Source organism: Mycobacterium sp. JS623 (assembly GCF_000328565.1).
Taxonomy (GTDB): domain Bacteria; phylum Actinomycetota; class Actinomycetes; order Mycobacteriales; family Mycobacteriaceae; genus Mycobacterium.
In genome coordinates this window covers 207,742-234,678 of record NC_019957.1, presented here as the reverse complement: position 1 = coordinate 234,678, position 26,937 = coordinate 207,742, and the positions used below count along the sequence as shown (strand labels likewise).

Here is a 26,937-nt window from a genome sequence, read left to right as displayed (position 1 = left end):
CGGATCGACCATTACCCGTCCATATCACGGCTCGAGCCAACGGATGCGGCGGCGCGGCACCGCCCACACCGCACCGGTCTGGATACGCCGCGCGGGCGCGCACTGTTTCGACCGACTGCCCCGCATTGTGCTGGAAGTCGACGCGGCCTGGGGTGCGATTCCCTGCTGGAGCGGGCGGGCACGACGCTGGGCGCACGAGGTCGTACCTGCGGCGTACCGCGAGCGCTACGACAGCCATGTGCGCCCCGCGATGCCGAACAATCCGGTGAGCTTGAAATCGCTTGTGGCGGTGGCCGAAGCGCGCGCCTCGTTCGCCGAACACCGCACTGGGCGCAACTGCCGAGCCACCAACGAGCGGCTTGCGGCCATCACCGGACTGTCGGTGCGCACGGTGCAGCGCGCCTCGACGGCGCTGCGACTGTTGGGGGTGGCGACTGAGGTGATGCGCGGCAGGCAGCGGACCCGCGCCGAGCGGTTCGCCAGCTGGCGGGTTGGGGATAAAGGCCGGGGCTGGGCCTCGGTGTGGGCGTTGCACGACAGTCGGATTCAACCGCTGTCACCCCATCCCGAAGGGTCTTATTTCCCTAAAAAAACCTCACCTAAATCAGTACTCACTACGCGCACCCGGCGGCAAGCCACCGGTAGCAGCGCCGCTACGCGGCGCACCTGCCCCGACAAAAGAGCATTGGCGCTGGCAAACAAATGGATCGCCGACGAGCAAAGTCCGCCATGGGCCCGCCGGTACCGCACGGGCACGCCATGGGCGTGGGTGCTGGTCAAGCCGGCCCAACATGGCTGGACCCCGCGCGATGTCAACACGTTGATCAGCGACTGGGTCGGTACCGGACACTGGCTGCCCGAATCTCCCCACAAGCCAATCGGATTGCTCGGCGCAATGCTCGCCGCCCACGGTGACCTCGACAATCGTCCGGCGGCCTACGAGGTGGCGCGCGAGCAGGAAGAACTGGCGAAAGCGCGGTCCCGCGTGGCCGAGCAACTCGCTGCCCGCGAGGCCAACGCGGCCGCCCGCGATGCGGGGCGCGCCGCGCTGTCGGGCCCGGGGCGTGAAGCCGCGCGGCGGGCGCTTGACGAGATCCTTGAACGCGCCAAGCGGCGCCGCCGCGGACAGCCCGACGCCGACGGTGCGCGATGACGCGCGCCACTCCCCCGCCGCGGCCGAATGTGCTGCCGTGCCAACGCGATCCCGAGCGGTGGTTCGAGCGAGGCCGTCACGCCGACGCGCTCGCCGGCTGCCTATCATGCCCGGTGCGGCGCTGGTGTGCCCGGGAGGCGCTGGAATGCCGTGCATCCTGGGGTCTTTGGGCCGGCGTATGGATCGATGGCCGCCACGAGGACGCGGTGCCTCACCTGCGCGCGATCGCGACCGACGTGTTGCAACAGGCGGTCCTGGTCGCCGCGGCGTCCGAGGAGCGGCCACACGCAGCCGACCGAGTACCAGCCCCGCTGCGTCGGCCCGCGGGCTCGCCAATGCCTGCGTCGGCGCGGACTCGAGTGCTTGCGCGCAGCAGCGGACACTGTGAAGTCCTCGCCGAGGACTGCCAACTGTCTTTTGATCGCATAGTGAGTCGGCGCGCCCCGGGGAGGTCCGAATCGCCCACTCCCCCAGACCTGTTCGCGGCGTGTCACCGCTGCGCGGAGATGCTCGCCGCACTGGACCCGAAACTGTCGAATCGGTTCGGCTACCTCGTCGACGGTCATCGCGATCCCGGTCAGGTCCCGTTCTACTGGCGCCAGAGCCGGTGGGTGCTACTGGATCGCGACGGCTGGCTGACCGAGCAGCTCGATCAGCAACAGACGGCGTGAAATCTTTACCGCGGTAAAGATTCCGGGTTGCTACGACGTCGCATCGCGCAGCAGTTCGCGGCGTGCCAACGCCTCTTCCACGAGATCCGATGCGAAATCCTGTGCAGTCAAAAGGACATCGTCACGCTTGGCCGCCAGCCACGCATCGCGAACTCGCGACGCCGCGCCCGGCCGCAGCCGCAGAGTGCGTGGCGCCTTCGGGGAGGCCGTGTCGGCTGGTAGCGGCTGCGGGGCGGTGTACAGCGGGCTTACCGAGGCCTGCGGCGGTTCCGTCACTGTGACGGTCGGCGTGAACGGGGGCTCCTCGCCCCGTTGGGCGCTCTCCTCGGCGCGACGCGTTTGTGCCCCCGCGGTGGAGAGCATGCTGAGAACCGCTGTAGCGGTGTCCTTCTTAGGCATGATGTTTCCCTCGATTCCGTCGGCCCTCATCGACGAGGGACATGACCTCCACGGTGAAGCTGGCATACGCCTGCGCCAAATCAGGATCGGCGTCCTCGTCACCGAGCACCACCTGATCGCTGACCATCCGTTCTGCCGCAGTACGTTTCGGGATCATCGTGTCGAACATCGGCAGGCCGTCACCCTGCAAAGCCTTGAGCGTCTCGCGGCTCACCAGCGTGCGGGGCTCGTACTTCGTCAGCAGCACACCGAGGAATGTCGCCGAAAGTACTTGGTGCTGACGCAAAGTGGTCGACCACTCGAGGAACATGTTCACCCCTCTCCTGCCCCACTTGCTGGCATCGGTCGGCACGATCAACCAATCCGCGGCGTTGAGCGCGGTGATCACCAGCTGCCCGAGATTCGGTGACAGGTCGAGCACTATCGCGTCGTAGTCCTGATAGATCGGCTGCAGCGCCATCGCGAGCTGTTCCTCGCGACGGTGCATGGTGACGAGTTCCTGGTCGAGCTTGGCCACCGCCAGCGTGGACGGGACCAAGTCGAGGTTGTTCAACCGAGTCGGGCGAATCACCTTGCTGACCGGTGTCTCTTCCCGGATGAGGTCGTAGATGTCGAACTCGACGTCATCTTCGGGATCGAACATGGTCGTCGAGTTGCCCTGCGGGTCGCAGTCCACGAGCAGGGTGCGCCATTCGCCCCGCGCCAGGCCGGCGGCGAGGTTCACCGCAGTGAAAGACTTGCCCACCCCACCCTTGTGATTGGCGATCGCGATCACTTCCGCTTTCACAGCAGTCACTCCTTTAACTTGGGTTACTCGAATTAGAGCAGAGTGATTCGGTGTTGAAGTGGCGCCATCACGGCGTGTTGGGGTGATGTGATCGCCTTGTGATGTCATCACCTGGCGACCCGGCGACTGAGTGATTGCGTGACCAAGCGATCGCAACACCGAGTGATCGGGTCAGTCGGCGACCCAAGCACCCAGTGACGCGATGATCTGGTGACGTGATCACCGAATCATCAAGCGATGGGATGATCCGATCACGTCGCGACTCGGTCACGCGGTCACCTAGTTACGTGATGATGCGGTGATGCGATCACAGCGTGACCTCATCATCGCGTGATCAAATCGTGCGGTGATGGGGTGATCCGGTCACGCAGTGGCGTCGTGATCGTGTTTTGGGATCACCGAGTGGCGGTGTGACGTAATCACGCTGTGCCGTAATGATTGTGCGATTCAGTGAGCCGATAACGGAATCACGTTGTCACACGGTGACCGCGCGACGGGATGACAGGATCACGCAGTGACCGTGTGATCGTGCGACGACCTGGCCGGTCGCGGTGACGCCTATTCGGTGCGTCATTGCACTACCGCCGACGAATTTTCACAGTGTCACGGTGACGAAATTGGGCGGTACCGTCCGAGCCTTCGGATCCGGAGTCACTGAACGATTCTCGCGTTTCGAGCACAGCGATGGGGGAGCGCACCAAGCGGAGGTGCCTTCCGGCGGGTGAGACATCTAGACGTACGCTTAACTCGTGGTCGACATGGCGGTCACCGTCGTCGAGTACGACACCCACTGGCCCCGCCAATTCGCCGAGCAGCGGGATCAGCTGGCGCACCTTCTTAAACCCTGGCTCGCCGCACCGGTCGAGCATGTCGGATCGACGTCCGTGCCGGGACTAGCCTCCAAGCCAGTCATCGACATCCTCGCCCCAGTCATCTCGCTGCCGGCATCACGCGCGGCGGTATCGGTCCTCGAGAACGACGGATGGCTCTACTGGCCGACGGACCCGAACGGACGATGGCGGCTATGGTTCCTGCGGCCCCGGCCCGAAGCTCGAACGCACCATCTTTATCTTGTCCAGCACGACTATGCCCACGTGGCTGAACTGCTGGCGTTTCGAGACGCACTGCGCGCAAACGACGGCCTACGCGATCAATACAGGACGCTGAAACGACGTTTGGCCAATGTATTTCGTGATGACCGCGAGGCCTACACCCGAGCCAAGGCGCATTTCATCGACCGCACGTTGCGTGCAGGAGGCGTCGATCCGCTACCTCGCCCAGGGCCGGGATGAAGCTTGCCGATCCGCGAGAGCAACCGTGGGGAGTCCGTGATGCGCGCCGAAGTTGACGTACGAACCGCGGCAGGCGTCGTGCGCGGCAGCAGGTGGGAGAGCGGTGTTGCGGTGTTCCGCGGGATCCCCTATGCCGAGCCGCCATTCGGCCTACGACGGTTCGCAGCGCCCGTCCCCGTAGCGCGCTGGGACGGCGTTCGCGACGCCATCACCTTCGGTCCACCGGTTGCCCAGGCCGGTCACAGCGGTGCGGTGATGTCTTCGGTGTCTGGCAGCGTGGCAGACGGCTCGGTGGACTGCCTGACTCTCAGCGTCTGGTCGCCCGTCCTGGGAGCCGCGAGGCTGCCCGTGATGGTGTGGATCCACGGCGGCAGGTACCTGCAAGGGAGTTCTGCCAACCCGCACCATGACGGCGCGACGCTCGCCGCTCGCGGCGTGGTCGTGGTCGTGGTGAGCATGAACTACCGCGTTGGCGCTGAAGGCTTCGCGCATATCCACGGAGCGCCGGACAATCGCGGCATCCTCGACCAGCTCGCCGCATTGCGTTGGGTCCAAGACAACATCGCTGCGTTCGGGGGAGAGCCGAACACGGTCACCATCTTTGGCCAATCCGCCGGCGCCGGCTCCGTCGCTACCCTACTCGCAATGCCGATGGCAACCGGACTCTTCCGGCGGGCAATAGCCCAAAGCGTTCCTGGAACGTTCTTCTCGCTGGGCCTGGCGTCCGCGGTGTCCGAATCGATCGCCGCAGAACTCGGGGCGCGACCGGCCGCGGCCGAGCTCGCGCGTTTCTCCCCGCGTGCGCTGATCGAAGCCACCGAGACGGTGATTCACAGATGCCAGAATTCGTTGAGGCGTGGGGGCCTATGGCGCTGACGCCCACGCCGTTCTCGCCCATCGTCGACGGAGAAATCATTGCGGAGGCGCCCTGGCGGGCGCTCGCGAGCGGCGCCGCCCGCGACATCGAGCTACTCGTGGGCCACACCCGCGACGAGTACTCGCTCTTCAACCCCTATCTCGGTGCCGAGGTGACAGAGGAGCAAGTGTCCGCCAGGATCAGCCAACTTGCTCCAGCCATCCGCCGCGACGCTTACTGCATCGAATATCCCGATGCGAATGCGGGCCAACGGTATGAACTTCTCAACTCCGACTGGCTGTTTCGAATGCCGACTCTGCATATCGCCGACGCCCAGCACAGCGGCGGCGGCCCGGCGTGGATTTACGAGTTGTGCTGGAGCTTCAACCGGGGCGAGGGCGCCTCGCACAGTTTGGATCTGCTGCTCGTGTTCGGAACGCTCAGCGCCGACGACGTGCGCAACCATGTGTCCGCCCTACCGCACGCCGCAGAGGAGCTACGGAGCGTTTCGGACCGGATGCGCAGCGATTGGGTGCGCTTTGCGACCTCCGGCGACCCCGGATGGCCGCGCTACCGCCCGGACACCCGGACCACCCGGGTCTACGACTCCGAGTCGCATACCGGGCCCTACCCGGAGGAGGCCTCGCGCCGGATCTGGTGCGCACACGACTTCGGCACCCTCGACCTACCAGGACGCTCGGTGGAACTCCGCCCGGCTGGCATGCAGACGCCATGAATTCTGTTTGCCACTTTACCGCGGTAAAGATTCTGGCGGCCAAACTCGCAGGACTCCCGCCGTACTAGCACCAGATCGCGCGATACCTTGACTTTGCTGGAGGGTGCGGCCCCCTCGATCGCCTCCACGGATCGGTACTCATCTGTTGCTCCCCCACGGAGTGAGCCGCGAGGTTCTAGGCCGGAAGCCGTGCCGTCGTCTTCGCGCCCAGATCGGCGAACTGGCTGCGCAGGTTGTCGGCGCGGGCGAGGAATGTGTGCACCGCGTACGGCCGCGTGCTGTCCAGTTCGAGGACCGCGGGCGCGGTGCGCAACTCGGAGGCCGCCAGCCCGAGGATCACCATCGTCGAGGAGGTGAACTGGTCGTCGCGGCCGTCGATCTCCAGTTCGTCGACCCATTCACGTTCGTCGATCTCGAAGCGGTCCGCCTGCTGCACGAAGCCGTTGATCACGTTCATCAGCTCGTCGCGGCGGGCGTGAAGCCAAGCCTCCTCGGTCGGCATTCGGGCCTCGCGCTCCCGTTCGGTCTGGCGCGCTGCGCGGCTGAACTTCTCGTCGGGCCGGTCGTAGCGCAGCAGCGCCTCGAGCCGGTCGATGCGATCGATCAGCCCCTGCTTGCCGACGCCGACTTGCGCGCCGATCTGAGAGAGAAACAGGCCACGATCGCGGCCGGCCTTGAGAAAGTACAACTCGCGGCGACGGTCTTCCCACCACAGCCAGTTGTTGAGGGTCAGGGCGTCGCAGACATCGGCCTGCAGCACCCAGCGGGGGATATCCGGGCCGCTGAATCTGCGTAGATAATCGAGTACTTCGCGAGGGTCGGAAGCGGCTGAATCGGGCAACAATTCGAGGTGTCGATCGTCGATTTTAGCCCTGCGACGTGCGATTCTAGTGATGGCAGTGGCCACCTCCGAGCGATGCACCTTGGGCCGGGTAGCCACCCTGTCAGTATTTCACTGACGGATAGAACGTGCTCAGTGCGACGCGCCGGGCTTTCCGGGGGACCAGCCGAATTCCAGGTCGCCGCAGCGCATTTCAACGGCGTCGATGCGACGGGAGCGACGCCGCTCGGCGTCCGACCGCGAACGTACCCGGCACGCATCGTGATTGAAAACCTGGCTGCAATAGCCGCATCAATTGCGCGGCCGCAGGTTGATGCTTGACTGGGATTCCAATCTTTACCGCGGGTAAAGAATGGAACCGTTCAAATCTTTACCGCGGTAAAGATCGTCAGGCCTGGCTGTGGCCTCGGCTGCACCGACAACCGGTGCGCCCTTACGCTTTTCGACCAGCGTGTCGCCGCGAAAGATTCGACGCACCACCGTAGACTGCGGCTGTCTCATCCGAAGTACTCCGCCCTGCGGGGGAAGCATACGGAAGGCCTTCATGGCTGTTCACGTCGTTCTCAATCAGAAGGGCGGCGTCGGCAAGAGCACCATCGCGGTCAACCTCGCCGCTGTCACCGCCGACGTCCTCAATCGCAATGACGATCCGGACTCCAGCTCTCCAGTCGCCGCCGTGTCGATCGACCCGCAAGGGTCGGCGATCTGGTGGGCGTCTCGAATCAACGACCTGCCATTCCACGTCGTGCAAGCACACGCGGATCTGGACAGGCTTAAGCGCCTGGGCGAACTTCCTGGCATCAAACACGTTTACGTCGACACACCCGGCTGGATCGATCTCGAGCCCGGCAATAACTCTTCCGACCCGTTGGGTCGCGGGCCAGGCGCGGACGCGCTACGCGTGGTCCTCGATGTGGCTGACCGTGTCATCATCCCGATCGAACCTGAACCGCTGAGCTTCGACCCAACTGCGCGAACCATCAACAAGGTGGTCGCCCCGCGCCGCGTTCCCTACGTGGTGGTCGTCAACAACTGGGACCCCCGCGACGGTGAACACGACCTCAATGAGACGAAGGACTTCGTAAAAGCCAACGGATGGCCGTTGGCGCACACCGTAATTCGGCACTACAAGCTGCACGCCAGGGCCAGTGCCGATGGTCTGGTCGTGACGGAGTATCCGCTCAATCGCACGGCCCTTCAGGCGCGCGAGGACTTCTATAAATTCGCCCTCGAACTCAATGTCGGCGGAGGCAGCTGATGGCGCGCGGAGGACGCACGAGCCTGGCGAGCCTCGTAGGCGAGGTGGGCGACAACTCACCCGTCGACCAGCCCGGCGAAACGCCCAGTCGCTCAGCACCACTGAGCGACCTGACACCGAACCCGCGCAACCCTCGCGAGGATCTCGGGGACCTGTCGAACCTGGAGTCGATCGCCGACATGCAGTTGCAGCCGGCGGTGGTGGTCACCAAGGGCGCATACCTCAAGTTGTATCCCGAGGACCGCATCACTACCCGCTTCGTCGTTATCAACGGATGCCGGCGCTTGGCGGCCGCGCACAAATTCGGCCGCACCGATCTCGACATTGTCGTCAACGACGAAATCGCCCGCGACCGCGTCACACTCATCTCAGCATCGATCGCCGAGAACGTCGACCGGCAGGACTTCGATGTCATCGAAGAAGCGAAGGCGGTTGCAGCGCTGGTGAAAGAATGTGGGAGCGCCGCCGAAGCAGCCAGCAGGCTGCGCAGGCACGAGACCTGGGTTTCACAGCGGCGGGCGCTGCTGCAGCTGGCGCCCGAATTGCAAAGAGCTTTGCGCAGAGGCGAATTGGCGATCAGGGAAGCCCGCCAGCTGGCACGCGTGCCGCTCGAGCAACAGGTCGTGCGGTGGCAAGCCGCGTTTGACAAGAAGAACGACAACACCGCGAACAACGGCGCATCCGATAAGCGACCGCCGAGCCCATCGCGCGTAATCGTCAGCGCCCTAAAGGAATTTAACTCGAAGCCACATCTGCTCGCTGACGCGTTGCGGTCACACCTTGGACCCGACGGTGTCAAGACGTTGCTCGCCGCACTCGCCGACGAAGCGGCGGCGGTGTAGCGGCACACACTCTACCGTCACGTGACAATTAGCGGCCGTGGGTCGCAAGTCTGGCGGTGCAACTGCGAAACTGCCCGCAGTACAACCGAGTCGAAGCAGGCGCGGCAAGCGTTCTGACGTTGACCACGACAACACGTGGACCGAGGGCCTCCCTGCCATCTTCCAGGGCTCCGCACGCTTCTTCGTCCAGCATCGGGGAGGACATTCGGGGCGCCAGACGCACGTTGACCTCGGCGACAATTGCCAACCGGCCCGGCGGACGACAAGCCCGGCTCTGTGCTGAACCAGGGACGACCCCGCCGAACGCCTCGCGCCAGGCCTTGCGGCGTGAGGGACCCGACAGCACCGACGCTCCGGACACCATGCCCCGCCAACTGCCGCAGTTTTGATGTTCATCTCTTGCGATCGCCAGCGAAGGACCTCGATCGTTGCCGTCGCGTCCACGTCGAAGATGGCCATCAGCATCCCCTTGGCCCGCCGCTATCCACGCTTCTTCCCTACGCGCCGCGAGGGGTCTAACCTCGAACTAGCAGCGGAATTAGGGCCGGTTGCGTTCGTCTTTCTGCTGCTAGATGGCCGTTGGTGCAACTGTGGTGTTGAGCACCCAGCATCAGACTGGCCGCCGTCGAGTTCGCTGTGTGCCCCAACGCAGAACACCACGCCGGTTAGCTCACCCCACCTACAACTGATCGGCGAGCTCACCCAAATTTCCGGGAGTCATGAACTGCGACAACGCATTCAGGTACTCGCGGGCGACCGCGCGGTACTTATCGGCGGCTTCGCTAGTCGAGCGGTCGGCGTCAAGTAGATCCTGTTGGGCGGCGATCAGCAGCCGGTTGGCTTCGATCTGCGAGACGAGTTGGGCGCGCAACTCGTCGAGCTCGCGACTGACGGGTGGGGGAGTGGGACCGGGCGGTGGCGGAAGCTCGTCGGTGTAGACATACCAGCGCAGGCGTTCGGGGCGCGGAATCGCACCGCCGCGGATGTCGCCGGCGGTGATCGCGCGGATGACGGTGCGCGGATCCTTGCCCAGTCGGGTTGCAGCCTCCTGCAACGGCACCACTGGTCCTTGTGGTGTCGTCTCAACGCCAGGGGGTGGTTGCTTGGGCGGCGTCATCCTCGATCCGGTCGGGCGCGGACCGTGCGTTCGGTCCGTAAGAGCATTATGCTCCTAAATAACGGCAGGGTAGCGACATCCGCAAAGTGCTCTGCGGCAGATGTCGCTAATTAAGGACATCGATGTTGTAAACTAGCAGCACGCGCACCGCCGCGCAGATGATCACGACGGCGCCAGAGGAGTGAACATGAGCCGTGGGACCGAGACCCGCAAGCTCACCGAGGGCGTTTATGTGCGCCTGAGCCCGGCAGACTACGACGTGCTGCGGGGCGAGGCGCAGCGCCGTGATGTCAGCATCGCTCAGCTGTTGCGCGACCTGACGCTTCCTGCATGCCGCGCTGACCGAGAGGCCAGCGTCGCGTAACTAGCCGGCGATGCCGGCATGTATGTCGGTGTCTTGCGGGATATTGCGAATGTGCATCGCCTGACTCGACTCGTCCTCGCCGCGGCCACCTTCACCGTGGTCGTTTCCTTGGTAGATGTCACCGCAGCGCGCGCCGATCCGGTCGCGACGACGGCGACGGTGTTGAAGGTGGTCGACGGCGACACTGTCGACATTGTCGACGACGTCCGCGGACGGCTGCGCATCCGCCTGTTGGGAATCGATACACCCGAAACCAAGAAGCCCGGCTACACCGTCGGCTGCTGGGGACCCGAAGCATCCGAGTTCGCGAAGCAGACGCTGCTCGGCCAGCGCGTCGCGTTCATCACCGATCCGGGGCAGGGCACCTACGACCGGTATGGCCGCACTTATCTGCAGTAGTCAAGAGCCAGTCCATATCGAGGGTAGGGGAGTTGTTGACGTCTGCGACCTACAGTCCCTAGTCGTCAACAATTGGTAAGGCCACCCGTAGCGACACCGAGTCTTGGCTAGCCTCGAGCGTCAACTCAACGTCGAGTCCGGTGTCAAGGATCGCATCTACGTCAGCCTGATCCTGCGAAGCGATTACGGAGACAAATTCTCCATCGACATAAACGGCCAGCGGCTCCGGCAGCGGCTCGCCGGCGACCGGCAAAAGCGTGACGGGACCATCGTATTTAGCCGGGTTACTGGGGCCTGCGGGCAGATGGACGGAGACACTGCCATTTTCGAGCAGCGTCTTTAACAGGCTGCGACTACGTGGTCGCGTGAATTCGAGGAGATCGAGGACTTCCGTCGACGTGGCGCCAAAGTTCTGGCGCCACGCTGAGATTGACATCGTCCCGAGCCACTCCCGGAGACCAGCCACCCCCGGCGCCAACCCGCCCGGTAGATGAGAGGTCACCGCATGGGCCAGGCGACGCGAGCGTATGCCCGATGTCATTAGCAGCAGTGCTTGCGGACTGTTGACGCCGTACCGTATGTATCCGCCGAGTTCTGGACACACCTCAACGTTGAGCGAAGCCTCTGCCAGGCGTCGGTTCACTAGCTCAATCAAAGCGCCAACGGTCCATGAGAAATAGTGCTCGAAATGTGTGGTGACTACATCCACCATCTGTTCAATGCGCCACGCACCATCGGAGGCTGCGCGTAAGAAGCCATTGGCCAGCTCGGGCAGCGACCTCCCCGCCACCCATCCTGCGAGTAAGTCCCTGGGTTTAACGTCTATATCACCGCCCTGGACGCTCGTTCGAAAGCGCCACAACGGAGCTTCGTTCAAATTCAACAGTTCGATAAATACGTCGGACAGCCATGAAATGGCTACCTCGGGAATCACGAGTTCGGCCGCGGAACTACCCTCAACGAACTTCATCGCGGCATTGGCTACCTCGCCTGCCATGTCGTCGATCGTCCGTGCCGACGCAATGGATGTGCCTGTGCGAACCCATCTTCGACGCGCTGACGAGTCGGTCGCCACATATCGATCTCGTGTGCGCGAGGCGATCTGTACACAAAGCTCCCGCATAGCCGAGGATTGATGGGCGGCCAATGTAGAGTCGACCACGCGAGTAAGGTCAACAGTGTTCGGGTCAACACCGTGCGCCTCCTCGGTTGCCAACACCAACCAAACAAAACCGACAAAGTCGGCCGCCTCTGCCGCCGCCTGAAAAATGGCATCTTGATCATTCCGCAGTGCTTGCTCAAGTTCGGCGAACGACTCGAGGGCACCATCAGTGATCATGGAGGATGTCACTGCAAGGGCGTCTCCATCCGGATTGAGGTCGGAAAAGTCTGTTTCCGAGGGAGCGGCAGCGCGTACTAAGACGATCCAACCCTCGGTTTCCTTCCCCGCACGACCCGCACGTCCCATCGCGTTCACGAGGCGTGCTCCACTGAGATGACTATCTTCGTGCTGACCAGGAAACGGTTGGTCATAGATGACGACGGTGCGAACCGGAAGGTTAACTCCATCTGTCAAGGTAGAAGTACACGCAAGGTAGGGGAGTTCATCGCGCCGCACTGCTTCCTCCAGCGCTTCCAACACTTCGATTGGTAGTCCTGCATGGTGAAATCCCACTCCGCGTCGGAGCATCCAAACCAACGGGTGATTCGCGCTGAGCTGTTGCTCGACGAAGTTCACCAGTAGCGTCAGAGATGGTTGCTCATCGCGCGATGCAGCCAATGCACCCGCCAACTGCTGCGCTTGCTTTCGTGTAGAGGCGACAATTAGTACAGATCCGGCATGCCCGAGCTCGCCAATCATGTCACTCGCGATCTTGTAGTTGGGGGTTTGGCGAGTCCTATCTATCTCGATCTCACTAGGAAAGTCGCTGCCGTCCTTCGACTTCCGAACAAGTCGCCATCCAGTGTCCCCTGTAGTTACAAGCTGTTTAACTTGGCCGTTAGCCATTCGCAGCCGGATGACGCCTTCCAGTTCCGTCGTGTGCCGGTATTTCCACTTGCTGCCCGTGGTGGGCTCGACCTGCGTCGTGCCCCAGAGTGCCTTCGTGTTGAACACAGCGTGAAGACGCCGCGGGCCGCGCCAATCCGATTCATGGAGTAGACAATTGCCCGCAGGGTCCAGCCACTGCGCGATGCCACCACCGTTGCCCATCGCTGCCGAGATAAGTGCGATTTGGTGCTCTGTATCGGCGGTCAGGTAGTCGAGAAACGCTATGACGGACTCGAGCACGAAGCCACGTCCAGCCTCCTTAATCAACTGCGCCTCGTCGAATATGAACATTCCGAAGCGATCGAGCACGCCATTAGCGTCATGACGCAGTAGGTGACCAAGCCGCTCTGGTGTCATGACCTCCACATCTGCCTGTGCGCCGGGATCATCGAGACTCCACAAAAAGCTCAAGAACGGCGAGTAGTCGGGCTGATCGCTCCCGGTCTCGCGCTGGAGGATCCGTATACGGCTAGACATCGATCTACGAACTTCTCGACCTAGACTCCGGGTAGGTGCGACGTAACAGACGCTTCGGTTAGTCCGCGCGAGGTGTTCGACCGCAAGCATCTGAGCAACAAGGGTTTTCCCGCCACTTGTCGGCACTGACAAAACCATCCGCCGAACGTCTTCGTCCAAGGGCGACCGCGAGCCACTCAACAGTTCACGTTGAGGTTCCCATAGGCAGAGAATCGGAGGATTTCCGATCGTAAAGGCCTGGCGGACGAGTGTCGGGACAGAGGGAGGAACGACCTCTGGGTTCCATAGCGATCCAGCCTCAGCCTCACCGGAGAACCGCAAGAGGTGAGCCGCGACCCATCTAGAATTCAAATCTTCCGGGCCGGCATCGCCTGTGGCAACCATCCGCAGTCGCTCTCGACCCCGCGCCAACCTTTCTACGTCTCCTCGCGAGAAGTAGTTCAGAAGGTCTTCTGCGCCAAGTACAACCATCTGGGTCGGTCCGAATACGGTAGCCGTCAAGTCCGAAAGTTGAGAGTCCACCGCGATCGTCGCCAGCTGCTGACGCCACGTCCGGAACCACGTGAATAGCGTCCTGGTCTCAAATCCGAGGAATGCAAGTCCTGCCTCGAGCGACAGTGTTCCAAAGTGGTCGACAACTGTGGATTCGACGTCAACTACATCCCTAAGCCTGTTCATCATCGCCGTGGCGTTCGGATCCCTATTACCTCGGCGGTATCCGATCGCCGCTGCGAAGCCCAAAGACAGCCGCTCGGCAGGTGTCCACCCAGACTGATTGAGCGTCAGATCAAATATATGGGCGCTGACTAGGAAAGCCTGTCGCTGTCGTCCCAACGTGTAGCGTTGTCGCGCCTGGTCGATCGAAGCGACGCCGTGTAGATACCACGCCGTGTCGATGAGCTGTTGATCGATACTCGATTGTCGAAGCAAGAGTTGAACTTCGGCGTCAGCCATCAGCTGCTGTAGTTCTTCGGGCGTGGGCAATCCTGTTCGACCGCCAAGCGCCTCATCGAGAAGTTGAAGATCTAGAGACCGCTCCACACGATCTCCTTCACCCGCTCGACGAAGCTCGGGAAGTTGGGCACTGCGACGACTAATCCCTCTGTCTGCGCTGGCTCCGAAAACTCGGGAAATCGCGTCCGAATCGATCGGAAGACAGTGGCTTTCTTCGGTGCGTGGTGATCTGAAGTGCCGACCGACACACCAACACCGGCGCGATCACTACGGTCGTACCAGAGCTCAACCATGTTGTCGTAGAGGTCACCAAGCGCGGCATCGTCAGTTATCGTTTCCGCACCCGCGAGTTTCGCCAGGTATTCCGGTCCACGATCTACCAGTTGACTACTAGCCCTGTTGATCGTCGACGACAGGTATCTTCTTGCGTCATGCTTTTTGATCTCCCATAGCCGGAAAACCAACATGTCCGATCCTTTGCGGTATACCACGAGTCCGTCACCCCCCGGCTCCAAGGGATCAACTTTGACTGAGTGCACACGTACAAGCTCTCGTCCATCGCGGCATCGGGTTCGCTCTTGCATCAAGCGATTCCACAAGAGTTCAGCGACATGACCTTGGACGTGGTTCTCGTTTGCCGGAGCATCAGGTAAGCCAAAGGCTATGGAGACGTACGTGGCGACGGCTCGCTGTCGCGATCCGCTCAAAGACGATCCGCCATCGCGACGGTTGCGCCAATCGGCGAGCACCTTCGAATGGGCGCCACACGCGATTGTCATCGCGTCGTCGGCGAGCATCTGTGCAGCCATTTCGCGTGACTCTTCCGAAAGCCTTGTGCCGCCAACAACATACTCGACGTTGGCTGTTGCACTACCGTCAACAAGCTGCAAGAGCTCTGTGAGACTGGTCCCCGCGGTACTCACGATCAGAGGTGACCGGCTGTCACGAGGAGCATGTCGACTTGGCCCGCCGAGAAGGGTTGTGCCCGGTCTGCAAGAGCGAAATGACTTGGCGGTTATCGAGATCGAAACCTTGGCAGCGATGAGTATCGGTTTGCGGTTCGATACTTGTTGGCTTACGGCTGGTGATTATCTGGAAGAGGTCGACCGGGACCCTACTCTGGCTACGGAGCGCGTCATCATCGAAGCCCTCAGCACTTAGCAGCTCGATTGCCTTTGGCAACAACGACGGTTGCTCCATGATCTCCACTTCTCCAGGCTCGGCTCGTCGCCACCCTCGTGCTGATATCGTCGTCATGGCATTGCGGTAAGACACGTCTCCGATGCAACCGAGCCGTCTGGCGCGAAATAGCAGTGCTTGCATGCTGACCCCCCACTCTTCCTTGAGCCGCGCCAGATCTGCCCAGACTCCGCCTCCCATCGCTATAGGTAATGACTCGCGAATTTGGTCAGCCGGCATCAGAAACTCAGCCGCAAACCGGTTCGCCTGCTCCTCGACGATTCGGCCGCCAGGATCGGCGTCACCGTGCATGACGAGGTGACCGAGTTCATGCGCGCTGTCGAAGCGCTGGCGGTAGTAGTCGCGCTTGGTTGGGTTGAGAATTACGACTGGGCGGATGTCTGATCCGAAAGAGTATGCGTCGACCGCAGCTGATTGCGACGGGCTGAAAATCACTAACACGCCATGGTTTTCGAGTAGTCGAATCACGTGGCGTACCGGCCCATCGCTCAGCTGCCATGCGGTTCTAACAATATGTGCAGCCGTCTCGGGCGTGCGATCACTGGAGTCTTCTGTGTCAGAGGGGACCTCGGGAAGGTCCACTGATGGGAATTCCACGTAGCGCTCGATGGATGAGGCAACATCCAGCGCCAACTGTCCGTATGCGACAGCTTGGTCCCGACTGAGCTGCGTAGTCGAACGTAGAGAGCGAAAATGCGGAACGCCAGCAAGAAGTGAGTAGTCACGCTGCCGCGCCGCAAAAAACCCGGGTTCAACTCCCAATGCCAAGGCTAGCTCTCCGACATTGGCGGCAACAGGACGCTTCGCACCAGATTCCCACGCTGCCACTGCATTCGGGCTCTTCCGCACAATCTTCGCGATGTCGGCCTTCCTGAGTCCGGCGAGTTGTCGTGCTAACGCGAGGCGCGACCCATCGAATAGTGCCGAGGCGTCGGCCGACGACATTTCGGTCACCGCTGGCCGCTAGCGCTCCGTGGACTTTGCGTCTTCGGCGCAATGCGAAGACGGACGACCGCATCAGGTTCAGAGTCAGGTGGTGAAGGCGGCTGAGGTAGGGACTGACGGTTCCCGCCTGACGGAGGCTGACCGAGAAGGTTTTCGCGCCAGTGCCATGCGGTACCTCCGCCGTCATTTGATCGTGGACGCCCAAGGACGAGCTCGGCCTGTTCGCTGACGGGATCGAGCGAATGCGCCACAACATACGTGTCCAGATCGAGTTCCTTCTCCGCTAATGCCTCCGCGAGCCCGCCCACTTCGTCTTCAGGAAGTTCGTCGAATAGAGATGGTGCCGGTTCTGTCGCTCCCTGCTTCGCCACTAGCTGTTTCGTACGACTCTTTTGCGGCCAAGGAATGTGGTCCACATCGCCGAACGCGGACGACGCGAGTAGGAGCCGAGTCTCTGCGAGCGCCCAGCCGGGGCTCTTATTTAGATCTGCCCTACGCACCCTGTCATGGGGTAGAACGGGCATCGCCTCTACATCTTGCTTTGTCAACTCAGCGTGGACTAGGTCTAGTCCAGCAGTCGGCTCTGCTCCTCGCCGGACCTCGTAGCGTCCACACGAGAAAACGCGGTCGAGCCTGTCACGGAACAATGCGAAGCGAGTGCTGCCAAGCCAAGCCGCGTCGTAGCCAGCGTCTTCTGAGTAGTCCTCGAGCGTTCGAGCCTTCGCCGAGGTAAAAGCCCACCGGATCGCATCGATGACTGCAGAGGTGCGCATAAGCTGAATGATCCGTTCCTGTTCACTCACTGTTTCAGAATATGCGGAACGTCAGCATTTTCTGCGCCAGAATGAACCATCGGCGTGTCGGGGCCACTCAATCCGGCGGAACAGCGCGCGACGACAATCCGGCAACGACGAGTGGAACCTGCGCGGCAACGCCGCCGGCGATACGTTCAGCTTTTCGATCCGCATGCTCGATGGTGATCCTGAGCTGATTGACATCTCCCAGCCACTGGTTCCGTTGGGCCTCCTTGACCCGAATGTGTAAGTTGTCACGGATTTCGTCGAGTCGACCCAACTGACTTGGATCGACTTGGCAGAAGTCGCAGCGGATACACGCGTGTTCGTGCACGCAGTCCGCTCCGTATGGTCGGTGGCAGTTGCCGAGCGCGATCTTGCGCTGACCGAAGTGCTCGATGAATTCGTCCCATTCGGCTTCAGTCGGTTCCCGGTATTCGGCAGACGGGCGCGCTTGTCGGCGTTTGTCGATGAAACGTTCGTAGGCATCGAAAACATCCTTTTGATACACAGCCGTGTAGCCGCGCGTGACCTCGATGTTGTTGTGGCCAACGATCTTTGCGGCAAGGTGGATGGGGAAGCCTGCGTTCACGATGTCGGTGATGAAGATCCGCCGAAAGTCGTGCGGAGTGAAGTGTAGTGGAGTTCCATCGGCGTCCGCCAAGCCAAGGCTGTTGGCCAATTCGGTCAACCACTTTTGAACTGTGGTTTCGTGGATCACCCTGGACCGACCTGCTTCTCGGAACTGCAAGAGATGCGGCATGGGCGCCGAGACCACTCGTTCACTCCGGTCGACGCGGCAGCACAGTGGAACTCGGTCGTCGATGCTGACGAAGGTCACCAGTCGCGCCAACGCCGCGGTGAGATCGGGACTACACGGGAAGACGCGTTCTTGATCGGTCTTACTTGGTGCGATCTGTAGGAGCGGAAGAACGGTGCTATCGGGTTTTCGATACTGCTTAATGCTGACATGTGTCAGTTCCAGTAGCTCCTCGATCCGGATGCCGGTATGACGCAGGATCTCGATGATTGTCCACGTCATGAATGCGCGGGTGACGGCGTACTGAGTGTCAAGACGTTTCTCCGACCCGCCGTGAACAACATGAACCCTCGACTGATCGGCCTGCCGTCCCGGCTTGTGCTTGATGTACGAGGTCCCATGCACCGTGAATGGCGCTCCGAAGGAAGGCGCCTGGGCGGCAGCTTGGAGCTCCGTTGCCTCGCGGTAAGCCTGTTCGGCGGCGGCGACTAGCGCATCGATGTGCGGCGCGAGAGTCCTTGTGCGCGCCTGCATGCGGTGCGCGCGGTGGGCGCGGCGCTTCTCTTGTCCCTGAACGTCTCGGACGCTGACCGGGCATGAGACCGCCGAGGTGGCCCACGCGGCGGGATCCTCGTGCGCCCAGGCCGCGATGTCGAGGTAGAAGCTGCGCACCGCACCGAGGATGCTTTCGGCGTGCCGACGCGGCGTGCCGTCAGGCTTGGTGCGTAGCCAATTCTTCCATTCGGCTGCCTGGGCCTTGGTGAGGTTGATCGTGTCGATGCCGGGGTTGGCCTCTTCGATTGGCTTCCAGAAGAGTTTCACGAGATTGCGACTCGTCCCGTCGAGGCTGCCGTAGTCTTGCGTTACAGCGATTTCGGCGAGGTATGCGATGAGCAGTCGCCGCACTGTGGGTGCTTGGACGTTGAAGCGGTCGACAAGTTCGGCGGGCGTAAGGCGCTTAGCGATGATGTAGTGCCGCAGGTCGTCCGCCTCCCCAGCGAAGAGACCTGCGCGCCGGCCATAGTGCCACATCGCAAGGAGGGCGCCCGGTGTGCGACCGGTTGAGGTGAGGAAGTTGCGGTAGGCGATCACATGTTGACTTCGTATCGCTGTGATCGGCAAGCCGTTGACGATGCTGATGCGCACCAGGTGCGTCGCAGTGCCCCATTTTTTCGCTTCGGGTGCGCGCTCTTGCTCGGCGGCGTCGAAGTATCTGTCCCACGCGTCGGGTTCGTGCGTGGTCGTCCAGTCGCGGTAGAAGCGCGCTTGCTTGTTTTCGATGAGCCACTCGTGGCCAGGACGGATTACGCCGAGCAGGATGAGTGCGTTGATCGACAGCCGTGCTCCCAACCGAGTGTGCGAGCCCGTCGACAGCGCTGGACACCACGACTGCGGTTGATCGTCTGAATTGCTTGCGATCCAGCGGTCCTGATAGCTCTCACCCGGAAATGTGTCTAGCCAGTCCAGCAGACGGCTCAGCCACAAACGTGCGCCCGACAGGGCGACCGCTTCGCCGCGATACCCTCTGCTCATCCTCGCCATGACAAGTGGTGACGCCGCGGCGATGATCCGTTCCCGCTCATGAGGATTGACCTGATTGCCGAACCACGGATGGCCTCCGCGGGTTGGCGACAATGACGGCAGGACTTCGACCGGATAGTTGAAGTAAGCCTGACCGCTCGTCGTTGACTGTGCGCGCGTTAGTACGCGCGGCATCAGAAGGCCCGTCCAAACAAGATTCGAAGATCCTCTGCGGCATAGCCATTGGCAGGTTTTGGTGCTGGTGTGGGTGGTCGATTCCAGTGGCTGTCCAGTTTCTCCACCAGATCATCGAGGGTCGGCCTGAGGTATCTAGTCGTGCTGGCAATCGAGGAGTGTCGCATCAGTTCCTGCATCTCAGCGATAGTGAGGTTTTCGTCCTCGGCTAACCGCATGCAGAACGTGTGGCGGAAGTCGTGCATCGTGATGTTGGACCCCAATACCGCGTTCGTCCGCTCGAGGACCTGCCTCATCGCCCAATATGTCAGCGGTCTTGGCTTTCCACGAAGCGTCATCCAGACCGGTTCTTCGGGAGGCTCGATGGGCCGCTCAGCGAGGTATCGGGCGATCCAGAGATACGCGGCGGGGCTAATGCGGACAAGTACTCGGTTTCCGCGTCCGCCTTTGGGAATGATGTCTGCGGTCTGATCGGCAGCGTGCAGCATTCCGCGGCGCATGCTGAGCAGTTCACTGGCGCGAAGACCTGCGGACACGGCGGTCGCGACGATCGCTCGGTCCCGGTTGGTCGTCAGGGCGGCGAACACCTCTTCATACAGGGCATCACTGAGCGCTCGCGGGTTGCGGTCCACCCGCTTCTGTCGATACGGAGCGCGTTTGGCGTGCCGTGCGGTGTCGAAATGCTGTCGGTGCGCATCCACCCTTGTCAGTTCCCCGCGTGACTTCGGTACTGGGTTCACCAGTGGTCCGAGGTCCGACTCGACGGCGAATTCGTAGAAACTGCTCAGCGAGGAGAGTCGGCGGTTGATCGTTGACCGTGAGTACGACTCTTCGAGATAGGTCTTCCCGGTGAGTTCATTGACGGAGCCGGCGGCTGGCCGGTGATTTCCAGAACTCGACCCGCGCCGGCGCTGCGGGTTTTCGCAGGACCGGTACCACCGCACCCAGTCACGAACCTCCCATCGCGCTGCTCGGGCCCAGTGGATCTGAATGGCTTCGAGGAAGCGCGTCCAGGCGAGCAAGTCATAGCTATATGCGCGCAGCGTCGCAGCCGAACTATCGCACGCGTACAGCTCTGCCAACCACAGGTTCACATGCTCGATGCCGCCGCCTGATCCATCGACGAGTCGCCACGGCAATGAGATGGTCTCGCCGCGCATGACCGCGCCAGTCTTGGGCACGTCCAGGTCTTCCACGGCCCTCAATTCGGACCCATCGTCCATCGCTGCCTCCGGGATCGGAAGATGTCAATTTGGATGGAGGCTAAGCGCGGCAACAGACAAATTCCGGCTGCTCAGTCGCACCTGTGGATAAGTCGAACTGCAGTTAACAGGACGTTGGCTTATCTGGACAAGGCCGACGGCTGGGACTACTCGGTCGAAGCGGCCCGCGCCGGCATGGCCCATTCCTACATCTATCACAACCATCCGTCGGCTCGGGCCGACGAGATCGCCGCCGCCGAAACAGAAGCCAAGGCCGCGGGCCGCGGACTGTGGGGTCCGCCGTGTTACGGCCAGACGGCGTCGGTCCCGAACTGATCGTGTTCGCCTAACGTGTCAGCGCCGCCGCGCCGGCCAGGATGCGGCCAACGGTGCTGTGATGCACGCCGCTGCGGCGGCTGATGGTGCCGGGCGGGGTGCCGGCAGCATGTTCAGCGAGGATCGCGGCGACGATTTCGGGGTCCTTGGATGTCGTTCCGTTGCGGACCAGCTGCTGTGCTGTCGGCGTCCACTCAACGATGTCCTCCGATTCCGCGACCGAAAACGATGGACCGGCTTCTTGGCCCGCTGCCGCATGGCGCGCATCGTCGGGTGAAAGATGTTCCGGCCCTTCAGATGCTGGCGCCCGGCTCACCGTCGACCGATCGTCGGCCGCAACAGCCCGCATAAGCGGTGAAGTGGCCGCCGGGGGAGCCAGTGCCAACAATCCGAATGTCGCCTGCGCGATGGAAACATCGATCGCGAGGGGGAAAAGCCATGCCCGTCCCGGTGACCACCCAAGGATCACGGCGAGCCCGCGCAGCGCATCGAAAGACAAAAAGAATGCGCACGCCGCGACTCCCATTGTCATCAACAGACCGAGTACGTAGATCGGTGCAAACCGGCGCATCCTCAGGCTCAACGCCACCGAGTGAGTCGACCCCAAGACGAATGCCGGTGGTACGACGGAAGCGACTGCGGCGAGCATGCGCAAGGGGCTCGGGGCGACCAGAAGGGCATGCGTAATATTGCCGAGCACCGACACCGAAGTGGCGAAAACCAGCCAGCCCCAATAGAACCGCACAACACCCGGCAGCGAGGAGCCGACGACCGTGGCATCTGCCGGCGTTCGGTCCAATTGTGTCCTCTCTTATCCGCGCCGCGAATTCACCTGTGGCGCTGAGACTCCAGCGCTTTCGAACCCGATCTCTGTTCAGCGTATTCGACGGTGGCCGTCGCACCATGCACAAATTTTGGATTCAACAGTCGCCGCCGATGCCCGCCCCTGGCACGCCGCTATATGCGTCGGCAGCACGGCCGAGCATGGGCGATACTAGATCGGTGACCGTTGCGCAGGCCGCTGCCGAAGCCGTGGCCCTGGTCGAGCGCGCCCGCTCGCTGTTTGGACCGTCGCCCCTGCAGACGGCGCCAGCGGGAGCCCAGCTACATACCGCCTCGGAGTCGGTGGGCGACACGGGCCGGCGCACCGCGGACCTTTCCGGTGACCTGATCGACCGACACAGCGAGTTCGTCACCGGGCAGACCCAACGCCTCTCAGACGCCGGCCGCACCGACAGCGCGCTGGAATCTCAGCTGAGCGCCGCAGTCGCGGCGACTCAGGCCGGCGCGCGCCAGATGGATGCGATCGCCGCCCAGACGCGCGTGATCGCGCAGTCCGCGGCGACTGCGCAGACGCCGGCGGCCCAGCGGACAGTGCTGGCCGCGCTGCGCTCTCAGGTGGCACAGGCCAACGACGTCGTGAACTCCACTCAGCGCCAGGCCGGCGACATCGCCGGTCACGTCCGCGCACTCAGCTACGGGTCGGGTAGCCGCAGTGAAGCGGTCGGCTCCGGCCACGGCGATGCGCCGCAAACACCGGCATCAGGCGATCCGCCGCACGGTAAAGATCCGCGGTACTGGGTCGATGTCACCAAGATCATCCATGTCCCGCCGAGCCAGACGGCTCCGTACGGATACACCCAAATCGGGCCCGATCTGTACTACCCGTACCAAGACAACAGCCTGACGATGCACGACCCGCCGCCGCCGGCGCAGTACCCTTTAGACATCTCCAAGATCACGACGGTCAAGCCGGGCGGTCTGGGCCCGTACGGCACAAGCGAACTCATACCGGGCGTCTTTGTTCCTGACCCACGCCAAAGCTACCAACCCGAACCACCTTGGGGCGCACCACAACAACCCATCGACGTCCGTGACGTCATCCACGTGCCGCCGGGCCAGCTCGCCCCATCGAACTACGTGGAGTACCTGCCCGGCTGGTGGTGTCCGGACTAAGTCAATCCGCCCGCGGACGACTGTTGTCGCCTCAGGTGCTGCGGTGAGCGACAACTCGATTCGAGTACGTCGGGGCTGCATGCCCGGGTACCTCGAGGCCAGACTCGCCGAACTCGAGATCGCCGGACAGTTCACCTGAACGTTAGCTGTGAGTTTGAATGCCCTGCGCGCCAGACGTCTTGCGCATATCCCTCTGCCGGACAGAAACACCTCGAATAGGCCCGGCTGTCACGTCGATTGAACGGAGGTCGTGGACGGGATCACTCGTCGCGCCCGGCCCCGGATTCCATCATAGTAATCGAAAAGCGTTAGGCCCGAGGTCATTTCATTGGTAAGCATCGATCGGACGGTTCCAGCCACCTAATGGCCATGCCTGTCACTTGGCACCTATTGACCAAGTTGACGGCAGGGTGAACGGACGTCAAACTTTGGGGGTGATCGAGTTGAGCGAACAGACGATCATCGACCAGCTAGTCCTGCGTCTGATGGGTCGATATCCCACCATTTCGGAATCCACGGTGTCGTCCGTCGTTCGTGACGTGCACTCCAGATATGACGGCAGGCCGCTACGCGACTTCGTCCCCCTATTCGTCGAGCGCCACGCAAAAAGCGAGCTCGAAAAGCTGACCGCTACGACTGTGTGATGGTCCAAGACGCCGAAAACCGGCGGTCGATCGCGCCGATCATCCGGTCGAGCTGACGGATTTCGGCCTCGTTCTCACGGACCTGGCGCCGCAATCGCGTGATGGCCAGTTCATTCGCCCCAGCCGCCGTCATCGACTGCAGCTTGCTGCTTTGCCGGGCCATGTGGGCCGCGATCAAGGCCCGTTGATCCGCCAGCGCGCCCCGAAAGTAGGCAGCCTGCAGGGAGTCGGAGCCCTGCGCGACAGCTGCTGGGGGCATGCTGGGAGTAGCCATCGCCAAAAACTAGCCGACGGCCGCAGTAGGTGCTACTCGATCGCGTCAATCACCTGTGAGCGTCGGCTCGGCAGGCACCGCGTGCTGACCGTTGGTGATTGGCGCTTCCACCGGCCGGCACATCTCGATGGCCTTTCTCTATGTACCCGTAGCCGAAATCGGGCCGATAGCCATGGATTCGGCGTCGCGGTAACAGCGACGTCAGGAGGCTATTGACCATGGACCGCGCGGCCTGCGGCGCGCTCGTCCTGGGAAGTAGACGGGGTCGGGCTTGGCTAATCTGTCAGGGCCCTTCCTAGTTGTGTTCCGCTCTCCGCCCTCGCGTCCCTGTCTGCCGTGATGATCATCATTCCCGCGATGACATCTTGAGTGGAATCATTCCAAAAAATCGAGGCGTTAATCCCCGTGTAGCCGTGGGTGGCCGTTCTGGCTTAACGCCTCCCGCTGGCGCGTGTGCCGGGATCAACAGCGCGAAGGAGCGATCGTGGGCAGCGGGGAAGCGAATCGGTTTCGGGAGCTACTAGCCGCCGAGCAGCGCAGCGCCGACCTATATACCGGATTGGCCGAAGCGGCAACGGGAGACCGGCGCGATGTCCTCAACGAACTCGCCGCCGTGGAGCGCCGTCATGCCGCGCACTGGGCCGACAAACTCGCCGAACTGGGGGAGCCGGTGCCCGGGCCGCGATCGCGGGGCATCCGCGCCCGCGCCGTGTCGTGGCTGGCGCGGCGGTTCTCCTTGGACGCGGTATTGCCCTTTTTAGAGCGCGCCGAGCACGCTGACGCCGGGCTCTACCACGACGATCCCGACGCCACCTCGGCGATGGCCATCGACGAGCGTTCGCATGCTCGTGTGCTGACCCACCTGCGGAGTGGCGGCGGCAGCGATGACCCAGGCAGCATTCGTCGCCTCGAACGCTGGCACCGTGGTGATCGTTCAGGTGCGTTGCGGGCCGGGGTTTTCGGCGTTAACGACGGCCTGGTGTCCAACACCTCGTTGGTCATGGGCTTCGCGGGCTCAGGTGCCAGCGCCGCCGTCATTCTGTTCGCCGGCTTGGCCGGACTGCTCGCTGGAGCGTTGTCCATGGCCGCAGGCGAGTACATCTCGATGCGCAGCCAGCAAGAGTCCTACCAGCGTGAGATCGCCCTCGAAGAGGAGGAACTGCGCGATGACCCAGAGGCAGAAACCGAGGAGCTCGCCTTGATCTATCGGGCCAAAGGACTGGACCAAGACGAAGCCGAGCGCGTCGCGATCACCATCATGAAAGACCGCGAGTCCGCCCTTGACACCATGGCGCGCGAGGAACTCGGGCTTGACCCCGATGAACTCGGCTCACCGTGGTCGGCAGCGCTTTCCAGCCTTTTCGCGTTCGCCGTTGGCGCGGTCGTGGTGGTGCTGCCGTACATGTTCGGGTCGGGTGTGGCTGCGCTCGTCGCGGCGATTGCGCTGGCAGGCCTTGCCCTTTTCGGCGTCGGTGCCACCATCGGCGTGCTAAACGGTCGCGGCGGACTGCGATCGGGGACACGCCAACTGCTCGTCGGCGGAATCGCTGCACTGCTCGTCTTCCTCATCGGACACTTGGCCAGCGCGATCACCGGGGTACGGCTCGGCGCCGGATAGTCACTACGCGGTTGTCATGCTGCAGTCATACAACAGCGCCGCGACCGGAAAATCATCGCGGGATAGACGTCACTCCCACCTCATTCCCGAGCCCGACAATTTGGAAGACACAACGTCTGTGCCGCTGCATCGATGTGTCGACCGCGGTATACAAGCTGAGCGACTCGCGGCCGCACGGTGCGTTCGAAGTCGTCTCGAAGGCAGCTGAACAGCGCTGGTCGGAGTTGCGGCAGCGGCGGTGGCGCGAGGCCCGATCCTGACCGCGGGAATCGCCGGGCTGGCGGCCGGCGCTGCGGCGATGGCGTTGGGAGAGTATGTATCGGTCAGCACCAAGCGTGACACCGAGCGGGCACTGCTGAACAGGAACGCGGGGAATTGGGCGACGACCCGGCTGCCGCAGCTGGACGAGCTTGCTGCGCTGAATGAGGCCAAAGGATTATCGACACCGACAGCGCGAACGGTCGCCAAGGAACTCACCGATCACGATGCGTTCGCTGCGCACGGTGAATTAGAGCTAGGTATCGATCCTGATGATCTGACCAACCCCTGGCAGGCGCCCTATCATCTGCGCTGGCGTCCACTGTCGGCGCACTGTTGCCACTGATCGCAATCCTGTTGCCGCCCAGCACAGTCCGAATTCTGGTGACCGTCGCAGCGGTGCTCGTAGCCCTCGTGGTGACAGGAGCGGTATCGGCAGGTCTGGGCGGGGCGCGCAAGCAACGCGCAGTCACACGACATTATCGGGGGCAGCCTGGCTCTGGGTATCACCTATGCCATCGGGCATTTCGTGGGCGCCGCGGCAACAAATACTCCGCGTACCTAGCTCGACGGTGCCACGGCTACGGTTTTGCTCCATGTCGCTTTGGCCCCTGAGTCCCCGATTCGGTAAACCTGCACCGTCGTCGCGATGCTGGCGATGACTACGACGGCTGCAATAAGCCACCGCGCAACGGGTTTCAGTGATTTCCCACGCCCTTCCCGAAGGTGGACGAAGACGATCAGTACTGCCGCGGCCACCAATGCGATGGAGAAGTACGCCATCGTGTCGCCTAGGTGGGTGTGTGCATGCAGTAGTGGGGACCGGGCTTTGCGTTTCGCCAGCCATTCGCCTGCATCCGTGGTCAATGGCGTGAGAATTGCGGTAATCACCGCCAGCGCGAGCACCAGCCATACCAATCGTTGGCGTGCGGCCGGCCAAAACGTGCAGATGATCGCGAGGGCGGCGGTGAGCGGGGCCAAGACAACGATGAAATGCACGAGCAAGACGTGGGCGGGCAGCCCGTTGAACGTCGACAA

At 62.5% G+C, this 26,937-nt stretch carries 25 protein-coding genes and 1 pseudogene; 14 read left to right on the top strand and 12 right to left on the bottom strand.

The annotated features are described in order from the left end of the window. The first annotated feature begins 43 nt into the window (after positions 1-43). Positions 44-1,153 carry a hypothetical protein gene (locus MYCSM_RS32330; RefSeq protein ID WP_015297729.1) on the top strand — a complete coding sequence of 370 codons (1,110 nt, stop codon included), beginning with the start codon at positions 44-46 and terminating at the stop codon, positions 1,151-1,153. Then, on the top strand, positions 1,150-1,824 hold the full coding sequence (locus tag MYCSM_RS36470) for a WhiB family transcriptional regulator (protein ID WP_015297728.1): 675 nt from the start codon (positions 1,150-1,152) through the stop codon (positions 1,822-1,824). Before MYCSM_RS32330 ends, MYCSM_RS36470 begins: the two co-directional genes overlap by 4 nt. A 30-nt stretch (positions 1,825-1,854) precedes the next feature. Here the strand turns inward: MYCSM_RS36470 and MYCSM_RS32325 are convergent, their stop codons facing one another. Both MYCSM_RS32325 and MYCSM_RS32320 read right to left on the bottom strand, forming a co-directional pair. After that, the gene (locus MYCSM_RS32325) at positions 1,855-2,223 is read right to left on the bottom strand and encodes a hypothetical protein (RefSeq protein WP_157681572.1); all 369 of its coding nucleotides are present in this window, start codon (positions 2,221-2,223) and stop codon (positions 1,855-1,857) included. Further along, positions 2,216-3,010, bottom strand: coding sequence for a ParA family protein (locus MYCSM_RS32320; protein ID WP_015297726.1), 795 nt, complete (start codon positions 3,008-3,010; stop codon positions 2,216-2,218). The genes MYCSM_RS32325 and MYCSM_RS32320 overlap by 8 nt, the downstream gene beginning before the upstream one ends. Positions 3,011-3,768: 758 nt before the next feature. Here MYCSM_RS32320 and MYCSM_RS32315 point away from each other — a divergent pair. Genes MYCSM_RS32315 through MYCSM_RS38960 form a run of 3 tightly spaced genes read left to right on the top strand, consistent with a single transcriptional unit; the run spans position 3,769 to position 5,894 of the window. Further along, on the top strand, positions 3,769-4,302 hold the full coding sequence (locus MYCSM_RS32315; RefSeq protein ID WP_015297725.1) for a GrpB family protein: 534 nt from the start codon (positions 3,769-3,771) through the stop codon (positions 4,300-4,302). 39 nt (positions 4,303-4,341) lie between these two features. Further along, positions 4,342-5,178, top strand: a complete 837-nt coding sequence (locus MYCSM_RS38965) for a carboxylesterase family protein (RefSeq protein WP_335337522.1) — start codon at positions 4,342-4,344, stop codon at positions 5,176-5,178. Beyond that, positions 5,139-5,894 carry a carboxylesterase family protein gene (locus MYCSM_RS38960; RefSeq protein ID WP_335337521.1) on the top strand — a complete coding sequence of 252 codons (756 nt, stop codon included), beginning with the start codon at positions 5,139-5,141 and terminating at the stop codon, positions 5,892-5,894. Before MYCSM_RS38965 ends, MYCSM_RS38960 begins: the two co-directional genes overlap by 40 nt. A 175-nt stretch (positions 5,895-6,069) precedes the next feature. Here MYCSM_RS38960 and MYCSM_RS32305 read toward each other — a convergent pair whose 3' ends face one another. Continuing rightward, the gene (locus MYCSM_RS32305; RefSeq protein ID WP_015297724.1) at positions 6,070-6,834 is read right to left on the bottom strand and encodes a hypothetical protein; all 765 of its coding nucleotides are present in this window, start codon (positions 6,832-6,834) and stop codon (positions 6,070-6,072) included. 445 nt (positions 6,835-7,279) lie between these two features. Between MYCSM_RS32305 and MYCSM_RS32300 the strand changes: the two genes are divergently transcribed. Then, the gene (locus MYCSM_RS32300; protein WP_015297722.1) at positions 7,280-7,993 is read left to right on the top strand and encodes a ParA family protein; all 714 of its coding nucleotides are present in this window, start codon (positions 7,280-7,282) and stop codon (positions 7,991-7,993) included. Beyond that, positions 7,993-8,835 carry a ParB/RepB/Spo0J family partition protein gene (locus MYCSM_RS32295; protein ID WP_015297721.1) on the top strand — a complete coding sequence of 281 codons (843 nt, stop codon included), beginning with the start codon at positions 7,993-7,995 and terminating at the stop codon, positions 8,833-8,835. Before MYCSM_RS32300 ends, MYCSM_RS32295 begins: the two co-directional genes overlap by 1 nt. Positions 8,836-9,514: 679 nt before the next feature. Here MYCSM_RS32295 and MYCSM_RS32290 read toward each other — a convergent pair. After that, the gene (locus MYCSM_RS32290; protein ID WP_041315764.1) at positions 9,515-9,952 is read right to left on the bottom strand and encodes a hypothetical protein; all 438 of its coding nucleotides are present in this window, start codon (positions 9,950-9,952) and stop codon (positions 9,515-9,517) included. Positions 9,953-10,139: 187 nt separating this feature from the next. On the opposite strand from MYCSM_RS32290, the gene MYCSM_RS37505 reads away from it, so the two are divergent. Further along, positions 10,140-10,316, top strand: coding sequence for a hypothetical protein (locus tag MYCSM_RS37505; protein ID WP_157681571.1), 177 nt, complete (start codon positions 10,140-10,142; stop codon positions 10,314-10,316). Positions 10,317-10,334: 18 nt separating this feature from the next. Further along, positions 10,335-10,715, top strand: a complete 381-nt coding sequence (locus tag MYCSM_RS32285; RefSeq protein ID WP_015297719.1) for a thermonuclease family protein — start codon at positions 10,335-10,337, stop codon at positions 10,713-10,715. A gap of 58 nt (positions 10,716-10,773) precedes the next feature. On the opposite strand, the gene MYCSM_RS32280 is transcribed toward MYCSM_RS32285, so the two are convergent. The 5 genes from MYCSM_RS32280 to MYCSM_RS32255 all read right to left on the bottom strand — a co-directional run bounded on the left by MYCSM_RS32280 (position 10,774) and on the right by MYCSM_RS32255 (position 20,834). Then, on the bottom strand, positions 10,774-14,283 hold the full coding sequence (locus MYCSM_RS32280; protein WP_015297718.1) for a DEAD/DEAH box helicase: 3,510 nt from the start codon (positions 14,281-14,283) through the stop codon (positions 10,774-10,776). Then, a complete protein-coding gene (locus MYCSM_RS36460; protein WP_015297717.1) occupies positions 14,268-15,119 on the bottom strand; it encodes a hypothetical protein in 852 nt (283 codons plus the stop codon). Before MYCSM_RS36460 ends, MYCSM_RS32280 begins: the two co-directional genes overlap by 16 nt. Positions 15,120-15,138: 19 nt before the next feature. Next, positions 15,139-16,341, bottom strand: a complete 1,203-nt coding sequence (locus tag MYCSM_RS36455; RefSeq protein WP_015297716.1) for an XRE family transcriptional regulator — start codon at positions 16,339-16,341, stop codon at positions 15,139-15,141. 870 nt (positions 16,342-17,211) lie between these two features. Continuing rightward, positions 17,212-19,611, bottom strand: coding sequence for a tyrosine-type recombinase/integrase (locus tag MYCSM_RS32260; RefSeq protein ID WP_015297714.1), 2,400 nt, complete (start codon positions 19,609-19,611; stop codon positions 17,212-17,214). Then, on the bottom strand, positions 19,611-20,834 hold the full coding sequence (locus tag MYCSM_RS32255; RefSeq protein ID WP_015297713.1) for a tyrosine-type recombinase/integrase: 1,224 nt from the start codon (positions 20,832-20,834) through the stop codon (positions 19,611-19,613). Before MYCSM_RS32255 ends, MYCSM_RS32260 begins: the two co-directional genes overlap by 1 nt. Before the next feature lie 21 nt (positions 20,835-20,855). Between MYCSM_RS32255 and MYCSM_RS32250 the strand changes: the two genes are divergently transcribed. Continuing rightward, on the top strand, positions 20,856-21,149 hold the full coding sequence (locus MYCSM_RS32250; protein ID WP_015297712.1) for a thermonuclease family protein: 294 nt from the start codon (positions 20,856-20,858) through the stop codon (positions 21,147-21,149). Between the two features lie 10 nt (positions 21,150-21,159). Here MYCSM_RS32250 and MYCSM_RS32245 read toward each other — a convergent pair whose 3' ends face one another. Then, complete coding sequence (locus MYCSM_RS32245; protein WP_015297711.1) at positions 21,160-21,948, bottom strand: DUF2637 domain-containing protein; 789 nt, start codon at positions 21,946-21,948, stop codon at positions 21,160-21,162. 203 nt (positions 21,949-22,151) lie between these two features. Here MYCSM_RS32245 and MYCSM_RS32240 point away from each other — a divergent pair, with 203 nt between their 5' ends. Beyond that, positions 22,152-23,105, top strand: a complete 954-nt coding sequence (locus MYCSM_RS32240; RefSeq protein ID WP_041315756.1) for a DUF4226 domain-containing protein — start codon at positions 22,152-22,154, stop codon at positions 23,103-23,105. Positions 23,106-23,539: 434 nt separating this feature from the next. Next, positions 23,540-23,749, top strand: coding sequence for a three-helix bundle dimerization domain-containing protein (locus tag MYCSM_RS32235; RefSeq protein ID WP_015297709.1), 210 nt, complete (start codon positions 23,540-23,542; stop codon positions 23,747-23,749). Here the strand turns inward: MYCSM_RS32235 and MYCSM_RS32230 are convergent. Then, positions 23,736-24,023 (bottom strand): hypothetical protein, encoded by a 288-nt coding sequence (locus MYCSM_RS32230; RefSeq protein ID WP_015297708.1) that lies wholly within the window; start codon positions 24,021-24,023, stop codon positions 23,736-23,738. The two genes, MYCSM_RS32235 and MYCSM_RS32230, sit on opposite strands and share 14 nt — an antisense overlap. A gap of 484 nt (positions 24,024-24,507) precedes the next feature. Between MYCSM_RS32230 and MYCSM_RS32225 the strand changes: the two genes are divergently transcribed. Further along, entirely contained in the window at positions 24,508-25,641 is a 1,134-nt protein-coding gene (locus MYCSM_RS32225; protein WP_015297707.1) for a VIT1/CCC1 transporter family protein, read from the top strand. 238 nt (positions 25,642-25,879) lie between these two features. Further along, positions 25,880-26,514 (top strand): annotated as a pseudogene (locus tag MYCSM_RS32220) (VIT1/CCC1 transporter family protein). Here the strand turns inward: MYCSM_RS32220 and MYCSM_RS32215 are convergent. Further along, positions 26,461-26,937, bottom strand: a complete 477-nt coding sequence (locus MYCSM_RS32215) for a DUF2231 domain-containing protein (RefSeq protein ID WP_015297706.1) — start codon at positions 26,935-26,937, stop codon at positions 26,461-26,463. The pseudogene MYCSM_RS32220 and the gene MYCSM_RS32215 sit on opposite strands and share 54 nt — an antisense overlap.